The 15,026-nt window shown below is 69.5% G+C and carries 14 protein-coding genes; 9 read left to right on the top strand and 5 right to left on the bottom strand.

Going from position 1 to position 15,026, the window contains the following annotated elements; translation table 11 throughout:
• Positions 1-623: 623 nt before the first annotated feature.
• The 4 genes from AC07DO_RS22630 to AC07DO_RS22615 all read left to right on the top strand — a co-directional run bounded on the left by AC07DO_RS22630 (position 624) and on the right by AC07DO_RS22615 (position 5,447).
• Positions 624-1,703 (top strand): polyprenyl synthetase family protein, encoded by a 1,080-nt coding sequence (locus tag AC07DO_RS22630; RefSeq protein ID WP_479062062.1) that lies wholly within the window; start codon positions 624-626, stop codon positions 1,701-1,703.
• Positions 1,700-2,617 (top strand): terpene synthase family protein, encoded by a 918-nt coding sequence (locus AC07DO_RS22625; RefSeq protein ID WP_479062061.1) that lies wholly within the window; start codon positions 1,700-1,702, stop codon positions 2,615-2,617. The genes AC07DO_RS22630 and AC07DO_RS22625 overlap by 4 nt, the downstream gene beginning before the upstream one ends.
• Positions 2,618-2,630: 13 nt before the next feature.
• A complete protein-coding gene (locus AC07DO_RS22620) occupies positions 2,631-4,001 on the top strand; it encodes a cytochrome P450 (protein ID WP_479062060.1) in 1,371 nt (456 codons plus the stop codon).
• Positions 4,002-4,079: 78 nt separating this feature from the next.
• Positions 4,080-5,447, top strand: a complete 1,368-nt coding sequence (locus AC07DO_RS22615; RefSeq protein WP_479062059.1) for a cytochrome P450 — start codon at positions 4,080-4,082, stop codon at positions 5,445-5,447.
• Here AC07DO_RS22615 and AC07DO_RS22610 read toward each other — a convergent pair.
• The 3 genes from AC07DO_RS22610 to AC07DO_RS22600 form a co-directional block, all read right to left on the bottom strand.
• Entirely contained in the window at positions 5,444-6,049 is a 606-nt protein-coding gene (locus tag AC07DO_RS22610; RefSeq protein ID WP_479062058.1) for a MarC family protein, read from the bottom strand. The genes AC07DO_RS22615 and AC07DO_RS22610 overlap by 4 nt on opposite strands.
• Before the next feature lie 142 nt (positions 6,050-6,191).
• Entirely contained in the window at positions 6,192-7,067 is an 876-nt protein-coding gene (locus tag AC07DO_RS22605) for a PHP domain-containing protein (RefSeq protein ID WP_479062057.1), read from the bottom strand.
• A 207-nt stretch (positions 7,068-7,274) separates the two neighbouring features.
• The gene (locus AC07DO_RS22600; RefSeq protein ID WP_268773314.1) at positions 7,275-7,916 is read right to left on the bottom strand and encodes a DUF6758 family protein; all 642 of its coding nucleotides are present in this window, start codon (positions 7,914-7,916) and stop codon (positions 7,275-7,277) included.
• A gap of 172 nt (positions 7,917-8,088) precedes the next feature.
• Here AC07DO_RS22600 and AC07DO_RS22595 point away from each other — a divergent pair, with 172 nt between their 5' ends.
• Positions 8,089-9,342 (top strand): MFS transporter, encoded by a 1,254-nt coding sequence (locus AC07DO_RS22595; protein WP_479062056.1) that lies wholly within the window; start codon positions 8,089-8,091, stop codon positions 9,340-9,342.
• A gap of 18 nt (positions 9,343-9,360) precedes the next feature.
• Here AC07DO_RS22595 and AC07DO_RS22590 read toward each other — a convergent pair whose 3' ends face one another.
• Positions 9,361-9,945 (bottom strand): suppressor of fused domain protein, encoded by a 585-nt coding sequence (locus tag AC07DO_RS22590; protein ID WP_479062054.1) that lies wholly within the window; start codon positions 9,943-9,945, stop codon positions 9,361-9,363.
• Positions 9,946-10,443: 498 nt separating this feature from the next.
• Here AC07DO_RS22590 and AC07DO_RS22585 point away from each other — a divergent pair, with 498 nt between their 5' ends.
• Positions 10,444-11,580, top strand: a complete 1,137-nt coding sequence (locus tag AC07DO_RS22585) for a magnesium and cobalt transport protein CorA (protein WP_479062052.1) — start codon at positions 10,444-10,446, stop codon at positions 11,578-11,580.
• A 24-nt stretch (positions 11,581-11,604) separates the two neighbouring features.
• Positions 11,605-12,117 (top strand): hypothetical protein, encoded by a 513-nt coding sequence (locus tag AC07DO_RS22580; protein ID WP_479062050.1) that lies wholly within the window; start codon positions 11,605-11,607, stop codon positions 12,115-12,117.
• A 113-nt stretch (positions 12,118-12,230) separates the two neighbouring features.
• On the opposite strand, the gene AC07DO_RS22575 is transcribed toward AC07DO_RS22580, so the two are convergent.
• Entirely contained in the window at positions 12,231-13,001 is a 771-nt protein-coding gene (locus tag AC07DO_RS22575; protein ID WP_479062048.1) for a hypothetical protein, read from the bottom strand.
• 193 nt (positions 13,002-13,194) lie between these two features.
• Here AC07DO_RS22575 and AC07DO_RS22570 point away from each other — a divergent pair, with 193 nt between their 5' ends.
• Both AC07DO_RS22570 and AC07DO_RS22565 read left to right on the top strand, forming a co-directional pair.
• Positions 13,195-14,472 carry a magnesium transporter MgtE N-terminal domain-containing protein gene (locus AC07DO_RS22570; RefSeq protein WP_479062046.1) on the top strand — a complete coding sequence of 426 codons (1,278 nt, stop codon included), beginning with the start codon at positions 13,195-13,197 and terminating at the stop codon, positions 14,470-14,472.
• Positions 14,462-15,019 (top strand): DUF1003 domain-containing protein, encoded by a 558-nt coding sequence (locus tag AC07DO_RS22565; protein WP_479062044.1) that lies wholly within the window; start codon positions 14,462-14,464, stop codon positions 15,017-15,019. The genes AC07DO_RS22570 and AC07DO_RS22565 overlap by 11 nt, the downstream gene beginning before the upstream one ends.
• Positions 15,020-15,026: the final 7 nt, after the last annotated feature.

Raw genomic sequence — 15,026 nt, 5'->3', positions numbered from 1 at the left:
TCAACACCGACTCAAAAAGCACACGCAGATGTGTCGACAGAGGACACGCCATTCGGCAACTCAAGCCATTTGAGGCCACATTGCCAACATATATTGATCAACTACGGTGATCCGAACGTACCCCAGCCCGCAGCCCCACGCAACCATGTTCCTGACGGCCCGGAGCTGCGGGTAAGGGACGGGGAAGGGACTGCGTGGGGCCGCCACCCATCCCCGGGCCGCCGCAAGTGATCCCTTCCGAATCCACGGATCTTGTGCCTAGACTGGCGACGCATCAGAGAGTTGGCCGGACTCCGACGGGGGAAATGTCGAGTGGCAAGCAGAAGACTCTTCCACGCACACGTACGGGCGTGCCGCGCATGAGTCACCGCAAGGTGGCCGCGCGGTAGCCGACGATCGGCAACCCAACACAGCATTGAGAGCGTTCCCACGCCGTGGGTCCATGAGGCATGCCCTTTACCGGTAGTGCCCCTGCTCTTCCCTTTTTCATGGGACTTTGTTGTGGACCTTGCCGTGAGATTTTACGGTGGGCCTTTGCCCGTGGGCCGGAGAGCTTCTGCGCCAGCACCCTCACCCCTCCAACGAGAACCCTTCCAATATGCCGAACGGGGGAAGTTGGCTCAATGACAGTACCCATAACCGCTCTGGACGCCTTAGACGCGGAAAAGATTCTCGCGTCCGTGGACGACACGCTCACGGACTTCCTGGAATCGAAGAACGACGCCACGGCACAACCGCACCTGCCCTATCTCTCGCAGCTGGTACGGGACTTCCTGTCGGGGGGCAAACGCATTCGCCCCCTTCTCTGCGTGACGGGCTGGCACGCGATCGGGTGCGGTGACGACGTCGAACCGATCATTCGGGTCGCCGCCTGCCTGGAGTTGTTCCACGCCTTCGCGCTCATCCATGACGATGTCATGGACAACAGCGACACCCGCCGCGGCCGCCCCACCATTCACCGCACGATGGCGGCGCACCGCGCCGTGTCCCGGGGCCCGGACGATGCCGAATGGTTCGGCGTGAGCGCCGCGGTCCTGCTCGGCGATCTCACGCTCACCTGGTCCGACGAACTCCTGCACAAGGCCGGACTCACCCGCACGCAACTCGACGCGGCGCTTCCCCTTCTCGGCGAAATGCGCACCGAGTTGATGCTGGGTCAGTACCTCGACCTGCACGCCACCGGGGCGCTGACGGACGACGTCGAGGCCACCCTGAACATCTACCGGTACAAGACGGCCAAATACACCATCGAGCGCCCCTTGCACATCGGCGCCGCCATCGCGGGTGCGGGACCCGCGGTCCTGGCCGCCATCAGCGACTACGCCCTCCCCCTCGGCGAGGCGTTCCAGCTCCGCGACGACCTGCTCGGGGTGTACGGCGACCCGTTGGTCACCGGGAAGTCCCGGCTCGACGACCTGCGGGCGGGCAAGAACACCGCTTTGACCGCGCTCGCGCTCAGCCGCGCCGACAGCCGGCAGACGGCCCAGCTGCGCCGGCTGCTCGGCGACCCGCTGCTCGACGAGGAGGGCGCCGACGTCGTGCGCGGCATCTTCGAGGCGACCCGCGCCCGGGCCGGCGTCGAGCGCATGATCGACGACCGCCGGCGGCAGGCGCTGCGCGCCCTGGACCGGGCTCCGTTCACCACGGACGCGACCGTCGCCCTTGAGCAGATCACCCGCAAGGCCATCGTGAGGGACTCATGACCACTGACATTTCCGTACCCGGGCAGACCGAACTCTCCGGAATGATGCGGCACTGGGAGAAAAGCACCAGCAGATTCGCCGAGGCATTCGAGCAGCACATCGGCAGGGGCCCGGAGATGTGCCCACTCACCGATGCCGAACTGCGGGAGATCATCGACGCCTGCAATACGGCGGTGGCGCCTTTCGGGAAGTCGGTCTCGGACGAGCGCTGGATCTCGTACATGGATGTCGTCCGGTGGTCGCAGAGCGCCCGCCACATCAAGGACATGGAGGCCTTCAAGGCCGTCTGCATCCTGAACTGCGTCACCTTCGTGTGGGACGACATGGATCCGGCGCTGCACGACTACGACGCCTTCTTCCCCGAACTGCGGAAGATCTGTGAGAAGTACTACAGCGAGGAAGACGCCCGATTCGCCCTCGAAGGGGCACGGGCGTTCATCACCAGCGATCACATGTTCCGCGGCTCGCCCATCAAGGAAGTGCTCTGCACCACTTCCCCGGAGCAGTACTTCAGGTTCCGGGTCACGGATGTCGGCGTCGACTTCTGGATGAAGATGTCGTACCCGATCTACCGCCACGCGGAATTCACCGAGCATGCGAAGACGGGCCTGGCCGCCCGTATGACGACGCGCGGCCTCGCGATCGTCAACGACTTCTATTCCTATGACCGCGAGGTGTCGCTGGGGCAGATAACCAACTGCTTCCGGCTGTGCGACGTCTCGGACCAGAGCGACTTCGAGCGGTTCTTCCAGGACCGCCTCGACGACATCGTCGAAGACCTGCGCTGCATAGCCGCCTTCGACGACACAACGCGAGATGTCCTGTTCGACCTCATTTACGGCAACTTTGTCTGGACCACCAGCAACAAGCGGTACAAAGCAGCTGTGAACAACGTCAACTCGCGTATTCAGTAGGGAAGCGAGAAACGTGACCACGGCGAAGGAATCCGTCAAACAGGAACGCTCCTGGTCGTTCGGGACCGCACCGGGAGCGGTCCCCCTCCTGGGACACACGCTCGCGCTCTGGCGCCGGCCGCTGGACTTCCTGGCCTCCCTGCCCGCCCACGGGGATCTGGTCGAGATCCGGCTCGGCCCGAGCCGCGCCTATCTGGCCTGCCACCCCGAGCTCGTCCACCACGTCCTGGTGAACCCCCGCGTGTTCGACAAGGGCGGCGTCTTCGACAAGGCCCGCCAGCTGCTCGGCAACAGCCTGTCCGTCTCCCGCGGCGACGACCACCGTTTCCAACGACGCGTCATCCAGCCCGCGTTCCACTCGACCCGCATCGCCGACTACACCGCCGCGGTCGGCGACGACACCCGCGCCGCGATCGACGCGTGGCGGCCCGGGCAGACGCAGGACATCGGCGAGGCCATGCACGCCCTCCTCATGCGGGTCGCCGCCAGGACGCTGTTCTCCACCGGTGTCGACACGGCGACCATCGAGGAGGCGCGGCAGTGTCTGCGCACCGTCTCGCAGGGCATCTACAAACGCACCGTCGCACCGCTCGGCCTGATGGAGAAGCTGCCCACCCCCGAGAACCGGCGCTACGCATGGTCGAACACCCGGCTGCGGGAGATCGTCGACACAATGATCAGTGAGCGCCGCCGGTCCGACGAGGACCACGGCGACCTCCTCTCCACCCTCCTGCGGGCCGAACACCCGGAGACCGGGCAGCGGCTGACCGACGAGGAGGTCCTCGACCAGGTCGTCACCTTCCTGGTGGCGGGCAGCGAGACGACCGCGTCGACGCTCGCCTTCGTCTTCCACCTGATGGGCGCGCACCCCGAGGTCGAGCGGCGGGTGCACGCCGAGATCGACGCCGCCGTCGGGGACCGCTCACCGGTCTTCGACGACCTCCCGAAGCTGGAGTACACCCGCGCGGTCATCACCGAGGCGCTGCGCCTGTACCCGCCGTCCTGGATGTCCATGCGGGTGGCGTCGGCCGACACCGAGCTCGGGGGCCACCCCATTCCGTCCGGCGCCATGGTGGTGTACAGCGCCTGGGCCATGCACCACAACCCGGAACTCTTCCCCGAACCGGAGAAGTTCGCCCCCGAGCGCTGGCTGGACGAGCGCGCCAAGGACGTGCCGCGCGGCGCCCTGCTGCCGTTCGGGGCGGGCAGCCACAAGTGCATCGGTGATGTGCTCGCGCTCACCGAGACCGCCCTCATCGTGGCCACCATCGCCAGCCGGTGGCGGCTCCGTCCCGTGCCCGGCAGCACGCTGAAACCGGAGCCCAAGGCCACCTTGGAAGCCGGCACGCTGCCCATGCGCTGCGAACAGCGCCGGCCGTCCTGAGGCAGCCGGTCCCCCGACGGCCCGGCTGCCCGCGCCCCGGGCCGGCGCACCAGACGTAGGCGAAGAGATGAAGGAGACATGGGTACGAGAACCGCGCACCAGCAACCCGCGACACACGACTGGCGGTTCGCTGCCGCGCCAGGACGTCTGCCGCTGATCGGGCACGCCGTACAGATGGCCCGCAGGCCGATGGAGTTCCTGTCCTCGCTGCCGGCCCACGGCGACCTGGTCGAACTCCGCCTCGGCCCCAACCGCGCCTATCTGCCCTGCCACCCCGACCTGGTCCAGCAGATCCTGCTCAACGCGCGCGTCTACGACACGGGCGGACCGGTGAAGGAGAAGGCCCGCCCGATCCTCGGCAACGGCCTGATCACGTCCGACTGGGCGGACCACCGCAGGCAGCGGCGCCTGGTGCAGCCGGCCTTCCACACCGCGAGGCTCCCCGCGTACGCCGAGGTGATGCAGTACGAGAGCGAGGTCGAAGCCCGGGCGTGGGAGGCGGGGCGGGCCATCGACATCAGCAACACCATGCAGGCGCTGACCGCCCGGGTCACCGCCCGCGCGCTGTTCTCCACCGACATCGCGGGCAAGGCGGTCGCCGAGATCCAGCACTGCCTGCCGGTCATCGTGCACGGCGCGTACCGGCAGGCGATGGACCCCACCGGGCTGTTCGCGAAGCTCCCCATCGCGGCCAACCGCCGCTTCGACGAGGCGCTGACCCGGATGCACCGGCTGATCAACCAGATCGTCGAGGACTACCGGCGCACCGAGGACGACCGCGGCGACCTGCTGTCGGCGCTGCTCACCGCCGAGGACCCGGAGACCGGCGGTCGCCTGGACGACCAGGAGGTCCACGACCAGGTCATGACGCTGCTGCTGGCCGGGATCGAGACGACGGCCAGCGCCCTCGCGTGGACCTTCCACCTCCTCGGGCAGAATCCGCGGGTCGAGGCGGCCCTGCACGCCGAGCTCGACGAGGTGCTCGACGGCCGGGTGGCCTGCTACGCCGACATCCCGCGCCTCGACTACAGCCGCAGGGTGTTCACCGAGAGCCTGCGGCTCTACCCGCCCGCCTGGCTCTACACACGGACCACCACGGAGGCCACGGAGCTCGCGGGACGGCAGCTCCCGCCGAACTCCGACATCATGATCAGCCCCTACGTCCTGCACCACAGCGCGGCGCTGTTCAAGGACCCCGAGTCCTTCGATCCCGACCGGTGGCTCCCGGAGCGGGCGAAGGACGTGTCGCGCGGCAGCTATCTGCCGTTCGGCGCCGGCAGCCGCAAGTGCATCGGGGACGTGTTCGGCATGACGGAGGCGACGATCGCCCTGGCGACCATCGCCTCGCGCTGGCGGCTGCGGCCCGTGCCGAACACGACGGTCAGGCCGCGACCGCACATGAGCCTCAGCGCGGGACCGCTCCCGATGGTTCCGTCCCGGCGCTAACCGCCGTTGATCACCTGCGTCACGCCGTTGATGATCTGCTGCACGGCGATGGCGGACAGCATCATGCCCGCGAGGCGCGTCACGAGCACCACGCCGCCGTCCTTGATGACGCGGATGATCAGCAGCGAGTACCGCATCACCAGCCACAGCACCACGTGCATGGCCACGATCGCCGCCCAGACGGAGATCTGCGTGCCGACGCTGTCGGCGTCCTGGACGGCCAGGATGACGGAGACGATCGCGCCGGGGCCCGCGAGCAGCGGCATGCCGAGCGGGACCAGCGCGACGTTGACGTCCTTGGTCTGCTTCGGCTCGTCGGTCTTGCCGGTGAGCAGGTCGAGCGCGATGAGGAGCAGCAGCAGGCCGCCCGCGATCATCAGCGCGGGGACGGAGACATGCAGGTAGTCGAGGATCTGGTGGCCCACGAGGCCGAAGACCGAGATGACGCCGAAGGCGACGCACACGGCCTGGAAGGCCATGCGCTGCTGCACCTTGGCGGGGCGGCCCGCGGTGAGACCGAGGAAGATCGGGGTGATCCCCGGGGGGTCCATAATCACGAAAAGCGTGAGAAAGAGGGATCCAAAAACGGCGACGTCGAACACAGTGATGGCCTTGCAGAGAGTCGTACGAAGGTGCCGCGGCGTGCGGCACCGAGCGCGGGGCAGGGCGGCCGCGGCCACGGAACCGTGGAGTGCGGTGAAGTGAGAGTGAGGGGAAGGGCGGTCCCCGTGCGGGGACCGGCCGCTAGGCGGCGGGGCGTCCGCCCGCTCCGGGCACCGGGAACGCTCCCGTGGCCCGGCGCGTGATCTCGCCGTAGATCTCGGGGTCCGTGGTGAACTCGCCGAGTACGCAGGTCTTGCGGCTGCCGTGGTAGTCGCTGGAGCCGGTGACCAGCAGGCCGAGGTCCCCGGCGAGGGCGCGCAGCCGGGCGCGGGTCTCGGGCGTGTGGTCCATGTGGTCGACCTCGACGCCGTCGAGGCCCGCTGCCGCGAAGTCGGCTATCACGCTCTCCGGCACGACCTTGCCGCGCTTGGCGGCCCCGGGGTGCGCGAGGACGGTGACGCCGCCGGCCGCCTTGACCAGGCGGATCGCGTCGAAGGGGTCGAGTTCGTGCTTCTCGGCGAACGCGCGGCCGCCGTCGGCGAGCCACTCGGCGGTGAAGGCGTCGGAGACGGTGGGCACGACGCCGAGCTCGACGAGCGCCTCGGCGATGTGCGGGCGGCCCACCGAGCCGTCGCCCGCGATGCGCGCGACCTGCTCCCAGGTCACCGGCACGCCGAGCCCCCGCAGCTTCTCGATCATCGCCTTCGCGCGCGGCACCCGGTCGTCGCGGACCAGCTCGCACTCGCGGGCGAGCTCCGGCTCCTCGGGGTCGAAGAGGTAGGCCAGCATGTGCAGGCCCATGCCGTCGAGGTTGAAGGAGAGTTCGGCGCCGGTCACCAGGGTCAGGCCCGTCGACAGCTCGCTCAGGGCCTTCTTCGCCTCGGCGTATCCCCGGGTGGTGTCGTGGTCGGTCAGCGCGACGACGTCGAGGCCGGCGGCCGCCGCGTTGCGGACCAGCTCGGCCGGGGTGTCCGTGCCGTCGGACGCGGTGGAGTGGGTGTGCAGATCGATGCGCACGACGCTGACTCCAGTGTTCTGACGGGGCGGACGGCAAGGTGAGGGCGGACGCTCAAGGATAACGGGGATCGGACGCCGCACGGCCCGCCCCGCGAGAGGCATCGCTCACCCCGCCGCACGCGCCGCCCGCGAGGAGACACCACTCACCCCCACCCCGCAGGCCACCCCGGAAGAGCACCACTCACCCGCCGCCCGCCAGCCGCTCCCCTACGGTGTGAGCAGCCGAGGCGACAGCGCCCCGCACGGCAGCAGGTCCACCTCCGCGCCCGCGTCCCGCAGATCCGTGAGGACCAGCTCGTCGTACATGAGCAGGCCCGACTGCTCCGGCCACGCGATGGCCCACAGCCACAGGCCGCGTGCCTCCCCCGCGAAGACGGCGCGGTCGTCCGGCGTCCCGGAGACGTGCCACATCGGCGTCGGCCGCCCGGCGGCGAGGACCTTGGTCTGCGGCGGCTTCTCGACGCTCATGTGGGGGCCCGGGTCGGGTCCGTCGATGCCGGCGTACCGCGCGCCGAGCCCGACGCCGAGCTCCTCGGCGACGAGCACCAGCTCACCGACGCCGCCGAGCGGCGCGGGGCCCGAGCAGGCCACGGCCGTCGCACGGCCACCGCTCCTGTCGTCGCCCGCGCAGGCCACGCCCGTGAACAGCCAGCCGACCGGCAGCGGCCACGGCATCCACACCGGGACCTGTGTGCGGTGCACCACGACCTGGACGGCCTCGACGCTGGGTGGGATCACGGGCTGCAACGGGTGCACCGTGCCGTGCACGTCGCACTGCCAGGAGTCGGCAAAGAGACCGGGAGCCCTGACCCGGCCACCACACTTCGGGCAACTGGGTTCGCCCCTCATAGCGCTCAACGGTCCTCCCCGGTTGCCGCCCCGTCAAGGACGATCACCCGTCCGGTGGCGCTGTCACCAGGCGAAATTAAGTGTAGCTTGCATCAATTAGCCTTGCTAACTTAATATGTGCATACGTCAACGACTTCCGTGGAGGCAGCGGAAGCAGCGAAGGAGCGGCTGTATGAACAGCAGCACAGGGGGTCCCGCCGAAGGGGACCCGTTCGACGCCGGGGCGGGCAGCCTGCTGCGGCAGCCGAAGGCCGTCTGGGCGACGGCGGGCGCCTCCGTCGTCGCCTTCATGGGCATCGGACTCGTCGACCCGATCCTGCCCTCCATCGCCAAGGGCCTGGACGCGAGCGCGAGTCAGGTGTCCCTCCTCTTCACCTCGTACTTCCTGATCACCGCGGTCGCGATGCTGGTCACCGGCTTCGTCTCCAGCCGCATCGGCGGCAAGAAGACCCTGCTGCTCGGCCTCGCGCTCGTCGTGGTCTTCGCGGCCCTGTCCGGCACGTCGGGATCGGTCGGCGAACTCGTCGGCTTCCGGGCCGGCTGGGGGCTCGGCAACGCGCTCTTCGTCTCGACCGCCCTCGCCGTCATCGTCGGCGCCGCGGCCGGCGGCAGCGCGGCCGCGATCCTGCTGTACGAGTCGGCGCTCGGCCTCGGCATGGCCTGCGGCCCGCTCGTCGGCGCGCTGCTCGGCGACGCCAGCTGGCGCTACCCGTTCTTCGGCACCGCGGCCCTGATGGCGATCGGCTTCCTCTGCATCACCGCGTTCCTCAAGGAACAGCCGAAACCCGTGCGGAAGACGTCCCTGCTCGACCCGGTCAAGGCGCTCGGCCACGGCGGACTCGCCTCCGCGGCCGCCTCCGCCTTCTTCTACAACTACACGTTCTTCACCGTGCTGGCCTTCACGCCGTTCGTACTGAACATGTCCCCGTACAAATCGGGCGCGGTCTTCTTCGCCTGGGGCGTGCTCCTCGCGGTGTTCTCCGTACTGGTGGCGCCGCGACTGCAGGCGCGGTTCGGCTCGCTGAAGGTGCTCGGCAGCTCACTGGTGCTGCTCGCCGCCGACGTCCTGGTGCTCGGCTACGGCAACCACACGGTCGCCGTCGTCTGCACCATCCTGTCCGGCGCCTTCATCGGCGTGAACAACACCGTCTACACCGAGCTCGCCCTCGGGGTCTCCGACGCGCCGCGCCCGGTGGCCAGCGCCGGCTACAACTTCGTCCGCTGGTTCGCGGCCGCCGCCGCGCCGTTCTTCGCGCCGAAGATCGAGGAGTGGAGCAACATCCACATCCCGTTCGTGGTCGCGGCCGTCACAGCGGTGCTCGGCGCGGTCGTGGTGTGGGTACGCAGGAACGCCCTCACGCACGAGGCCGAGGAACTGGAACCCCAGCACGCCGCCGAGGACAGCGTCACGGTCTTCGCCAACTGAGTCGTCAGCGGCGGGACTTCAGTCCAGGGACACGGACTTGCGCAGCGGATCGCGCAGGTCCGTTCCGCTGTTCAGCCAGCGCTCCTGCAAGGCCGCCGCGCCGTGCACCCGCTTCCACGCCGCCTCGTTCGGCGTCATGGGAAGCAGCGGCAGGAACCGTACGGGATCCATGGGCTCGTCCAGCGCGAGGTCCTCGACCAGACCGCCGGACTCCGCCACCAGCACCGAGGTGAACGGCGCGCCCGGCCAGAGCGGTTCGCCCACGTCCAGCGACGCGCCGGGCGCCACGATCAACCCCTCGACCTGGGGCGAGGCGGCGAGGACGGCGAGCGGCCGCAGCACCTTGTCCGTGTCGGCGAGCCCGGCTCGTACCGAGAGCACCAGCTCGGCGCGCGGCCCCTTGACCGGGTCGGCGAGCGCGGCGGTGGGGTCGGCCATCGGCTGGGCCGACATCCCGAGCGTGGCATAGCGCACCACGTCGCCGTCCGTGAAACGCAGCACTTCCACGCGGTCGGTACCGAGGAAGGTCACCGCGGCGCGCGCGTCGGGTTCCCCCAGGCCGGTAAGGAGACGGGCCTCGACCAGCGCAAGAACATCAGCCATGACGCGAGCATAGAACTCGTCAGGTAAGGGCAAAACGGGGGCTTGACCTTCTGTCGGCTGATAGTGTTGGCCGCTGGCTCAGGGCAGCACGCAGAAGCGTCGCTTTCAAGCCCTGCAGACAGACACTGACTTCGCGCCACGGGCGTGAAGGGCGCATGGGACTTCCCTTACGGGGGACCGGCCGGAGGAGGTGGGGCTGCAATGGACCGAAGTCGACCGTGCAGTACCACCCGCTCTTCCGCCCGGTGATTCCCGCAGCCCCGTAGCTGCGCGAGCACACGCACGCACCGCGAGCACTGTTCGTGCCGTGTGCGTCGGAAGAGCACTTCGTTCCCACCTGATCTGTCTGAGTTTCCTGATCTGTGTCAGTAGCGAAGCTGCCACCGCGACGGTGCGGTGCTTCCCGCTTTGCGGACGTGCCAAACATCCCGCAGTAGGACGTCCCCATTCCGGGCAGTTCCAACCGTCGCCGGCGGCCTCCTTCGAAGGAGCCTGCCCATGTCGATGATCCGCGACCTTCGTGCCGCCGTCCGCCCCTCGCTGCGCAAGGAAGGCACCGCCTACCCCTCCTCCCCCGCGTCGTACGACACCTACGACGCCACCCGTGACGCCGCCTCCGCCGTCGTCGACTGCGCCGTCTACCGCGACGGAAGCCGCCTGGAGTGCGCCGACACCCTCACCCCCCACGAGGCGATGCTCGAGGTGCGCCGGCGGGGCGGCTTCGCCTGGATCGGCCTGCACGAGCCGACCGAGGCCGAATTCGCCGGTATCGCGGCCGAGTTCGGGCTGCACCCGCTCGCCGTCGAGGACGCCGTCCACGCCCACCAGCGGCCCAAGCTGGAGCGGTACGACGACACGCTGTTCACCGTCTTCAAGACCATCCACTACGTCGAGCACACCGAACTCACCGCCACCAGCGAGGTCGTGGAGACCGGCGAGGTGATGTGCTTCACCGGCCGGGACTTCTTCATCACCGTCCGGCACGGCGGCCACGGCTCGCTGCGCGCCCTGCGCCGCCGCCTCCAGGAGGACCCCGAGCTGCTCGCCAAGGGCCCCTCCGCCGTTCTGCACACCATCGCCGACCACGTCGTCGACGGGTACATCGCGGTCGCCGACGCCATGCAGGACGACATCGACGACGTGGAGAGCGAGGTGTTCTCCGCGCCGAGCAAGGGCAAGGGCACCTCGCGCGGCGTCGACGCCGGGCGGATTTACCAGCTCAAGCGCGAGGTCCTCGAGTTCAAGCGGGCCGTGTCCCCGCTCCTTCGGCCGATGCTGCTGCTCAGTGAGCGGCCGATGCGGCTCGTCGACCCCGACATCCAGAAGTACTTCCGTGACGTCGCCGACCACCTCACGCGCGTCCAGGAACAGGTCATCGGCTTCGACGAGCTGCTCAACTCGATCCTCCAGGCCAACCTCGCACAGGCCGCCGTCGCGCAGAACGAGGACATGCGCAAGATCACCTCGTGGGCGGCGATCATCGCCGTGCCCACGGCCGTCTGCGGGGTCTACGGCATGAACTTCGACCACATGCCCGAGCTGCGCTGGCGGTACGGCTACCCGATGGTGCTCGCCCTCATCGGCGGCGTCTGCTTCGCGATCCACCGGACCCTGAAGCGCAACGGCTGGCTGTGACCCCCACTCGGTAGGCTGCCGTCCATGACTGCTGACCCGCTGCTCGACCGCGCCCTCGTCGAGGAGGCCACCAAGAAGTCCGGCCTCATCTGGGTTCAGGGCGAGGGCTCGCCCGCCCGGGCGCTCTGGCACATCTGGCACGAGGGCGCCGTGCACCTCGTCGGCGACGGTCCCGGCGAGCAGCCGCTGCCGGGGCTCGTCGACGGGGGCACCGCCGAGGTGACCGTGCGCAGCAAGGACAAGGGCGGGCGCCTTGTCGCCTGGACGGCGGACGTGAGTGAGCCGGCGCCCGGCTCCCCGGAGTGGGAGGCGGCTGTCGCCGAGCTCAAGGGGAAGCGGTTGAACGCGCCGGACGCCGAGCGGGTCACCGTGCGGTGGGCTGAGCAGTGCCGGGTCGTCCGGCTCACGCCGCGCGACGTGACGACGGAGCTGCCGTCCGCGTCTCTTGCGGCTGCGCCGCTGCCGACCGGGGCCACTACGCGCGAGGCGTTGCCTGCGGGGCTTCCTCGGCTGTTGTTCCGCCGCAAGCGCCGTTGAGGGGTTCGCTGCTTTGCCCTGCGGGTGCGTCGTGGTTGCTCGCGCAGTTCCCCGCGCCCCTGAGGCTCGCCCCTGCGGGGCTTGCCTCATCCGGCCCGCGATCCCGGCCCCCGTCAGGACGTCGGGAGTTGTTTTCCGTAGTCGACCATCTCGTCCTTGGTCGGCTCCTCCAGCGGGAAGTCCGTGTTCCAGTCCGTGAGTTTCAGGGTGCCCGCGTGGCCGCCGCGGTCCAGGCGCAGCGGGTACGGCTTGCCGTCCAGCGAGACGGAGAGCGTGCCCCCCGCGCCCTCGTCGCCGGCGATCTTGATGCTGCGCAGTGCGCCCGTCTTGCCGCGGTCGCCCACGGTGAGCTTGCCGTGCAGCGTGAGCATGCCGCTCAGGAGCCTGTCCTTGTCCGTGAAGCCGCTCAGCTGCTGGTAGGCGGGGTCGCCCTGCGGCACCTTCACGTACTTGCCGTCCAGCTTGGCGGCGGCCGTCGCGTCGGCCTTCCCGGACTTCCCGTCGGCCTGGCCCCCGCCCGTCCAGAACTCCGTGTCGGCCTTCAGGTACAGCTGCTCGCCGATCCGCAGCAGCTGGAACGTCCTCCCCTTGGAGGTGACCGAGCCGGTGCCGCCCTCGCCCTTGAGGCGCATGTCGAGGCTGTACGTGTGGCTCTTGCTGACCACCGTGCCGGAGAGCCGGACCGCCGACGCCGACTCGGCCGCCTTGTCCGCCTTGCCCTGGATCTTCGGCGCGGAGAGTTTCCCGACGCCGTTGGTGCCGGCGTCCGGGTCCTCGCCGCTGCTGCAGCCCGTCAGACTCGTCGCCGCCGCGACCAGGCCCGCGCACATCGCGCTCACGAACGCTGCCCTGCGGGCGCGGCTGACCAGGGGAAGAGCGGTCACAGGTGGCGCTGCCTCTCGTACGGACGACCTCTACGGCTTCGGCAGTACGGCAGCGTACCTGTGTCGGCCGAGTCGACCGGCGGCAGTCCTTACGGACCCTCCGCCGGGGCGCGCCCGACCGGGACGGGCTAGCCTGAAGCCCGTATTGACGGACCAAACGGCATGAAACTCCCGGCCTGAAGGAGGAGCACGTATGGCGGCAGGTGCCCCCAGGGTCTTCGTCTCACACCTCTCCGGCACCCCCGTCTTCGACCCGAACGGCGACCAGGTGGGCCGGGTGCGCGATCTGGTGGCGATGCTGCGGGTCAGCAGACGGCCGCCCCGGCTCCTCGGGCTCGTCGTCGAGCTCGCGACGAGGCGCCGCATCTTCCTGCCGATGACCCGCGTCACGGGCATCGAGTCGGGCCAGGTCATCACCACCGGCGTCCTGAACGTGCGGCGCTTCGAACAGCGGCCCACGGAGCGGCTCGTGCTCGGCGAGATGCTCGACCGGCGGGTGCGGCTCGTCGAGACGGGCGACGAGGTCACCGTCCTCGACGTATCGATTCAGCAGCTGCCCGCGCGCCGCGACTGGGAGATCGACCGCGTCTTCGTACGGAAGGGCAAGGCCGGCACGTTCCGGCGCAAGGGCGAGACGCTCACCGTCGACTGGTCCGCCGTGGACGGCTTCTCCCTGGAGGAGCACGGGCAGGGCGCGGAGAGCCTCCTGGCCACCTTCGAGCAGCTGCGCCCCGCCGACCTCGCGAACGTCCTGCACCACCTCTCCCCGAAGCGGCGGACGGAGGTGGCCGCCGCCCTCGACGACGACCGGCTCGCCGACGTCCTGGAGGAGCTCCCCGAGGACGATCAGATCGAGATCCTCGGGAAGCTCAAGGAGGAGCGCGCCGCCGACGTCCTGGAGGCCATGGACCCGGACGACGCGGCCGACCTCCTGGCCGAGCTGCCCGAGGAGGACAAGGAACGGCTGCTGACGCTGATGCAGCCCGACGACGCGGCGGACGTGCGGCGCCTGATGGCGTACGAGGAGCGGACCGCCGGCGGCATGATGACCACCGAGCCGATCGTGCTGCGGCCCGACGCGACGGTCGCCGACGCGCTCGCCCGGGTGCGGCAGCAGGACCTCTCCCCCGCGCTCGCCGCACAGGTGTACGTGTGCCGCCCGCCGGACGAGACGCCGACGGGCAAGTACCTCGGCACCGTGCACTTCCAGCGGCTGCTGCGCGATCCCCCGTACACGCTGGTCGGCTCGATCCTGGACGACGATCTGCTGCCGCTCGCGCCCGGCACGACGCTGCCCGCCGTCGCGGGGTACTTCGCGACGTATGACATGGTGGCGGCCCCCGTCGTCGACGAGAGCGGCTCGCTGCTCGGCGCGATCACCGTCGACGACGTGCTCGACCACATGCTGCCGGACGACTGGCGCGAGACGGAGTTCCACCTGGAGGAGGAAGGGGCGGGCCATGGCGGCTGACCGCGACCGCGAGAACCGTCCCGAGCAGCGGACCCCGCGCTTCCGCCTGGACCAGCCGAGGCCCCCGCGCAACAGGCTCCTGCCCGACTACGACCCGGAGGCCTTCGGGCGGCTCTCGGAGCGGATCGCACGGTTCCTGGGGACCGGCAGGTTCATCGTCTGGATGACGGTCGTCATCATCATGTGGGTGGTGTGGAACATCGCCGCCCCCGACCACCTGCGCTTCGACCAGTACCCGTTCATCTTCCTGACGCTGATGCTGTCGCTGCAGGCGTCGTACGCCGCCCCGCTGATCCTCCTCGCGCAGAACCGCCAGGACGACCGCGACCGCGTCAACCTCGAGCAGGACCGCAAGCAGAACGAGCGGTCCATCGCGGACACCGAGTACCTCACCCGCGAGATCGCCTCGCTGCGCATGGGCCTCGGCGAGGTGGCCACCCGCGACTGGATCCGCTCCGAGCTCCAGGACCTGGTCAAGGAGCTGGAGGAGCAGCGCGCCGTATTCCCGTCGGAGCGTTCGCGCGGGAGTGATGTAGGCGACCGCTGACATACCT

Source organism: Streptomyces sp. NPDC045678 (assembly GCF_056432085.1).
Note: the sequence above shows the minus strand (reverse complement) of the source record. Positions and strands in the feature narration are given on the sequence as shown.

Excerpts from the sequence above, each read along its gene's own strand:
- AC07DO_RS22565 (WP_479062044.1), top strand. The coding sequence starts at position 14,462 with ATGGCGGCTGACCGCGACCGCGAGAACCGTCCCGAGCAGCGGACCCCG.
- AC07DO_RS22625 (WP_479062061.1), top strand. The coding sequence starts at position 1,700 with ATGACCACTGACATTTCCGTACCCGGGCAGACCGAACTCTCCGGAATG.
- AC07DO_RS22600 (WP_268773314.1), bottom strand. The coding sequence starts at position 7,916 with ATGAGGGGCGAACCCAGTTGCCCGAAGTGTGGTGGCCGGGTCAGGGCT.
- AC07DO_RS22570 (WP_479062046.1), top strand. The coding sequence starts at position 13,195 with ATGGCGGCAGGTGCCCCCAGGGTCTTCGTCTCACACCTCTCCGGCACC.
- AC07DO_RS22590 (WP_479062054.1), bottom strand. The coding sequence starts at position 9,945 with ATGGCTGATGTTCTTGCGCTGGTCGAGGCCCGTCTCCTTACCGGCCTG.
- AC07DO_RS22585 (WP_479062052.1), top strand. The coding sequence starts at position 10,444 with ATGTCGATGATCCGCGACCTTCGTGCCGCCGTCCGCCCCTCGCTGCGC.
- AC07DO_RS22595 (WP_479062056.1), top strand. The coding sequence starts at position 8,089 with ATGAACAGCAGCACAGGGGGTCCCGCCGAAGGGGACCCGTTCGACGCC.
- AC07DO_RS22630 (WP_479062062.1), top strand. The coding sequence starts at position 624 with ATGACAGTACCCATAACCGCTCTGGACGCCTTAGACGCGGAAAAGATT.
- AC07DO_RS22580 (WP_479062050.1), top strand. The coding sequence starts at position 11,605 with ATGACTGCTGACCCGCTGCTCGACCGCGCCCTCGTCGAGGAGGCCACC.
- AC07DO_RS22615 (WP_479062059.1), top strand. The coding sequence starts at position 4,080 with ATGGGTACGAGAACCGCGCACCAGCAACCCGCGACACACGACTGGCGG.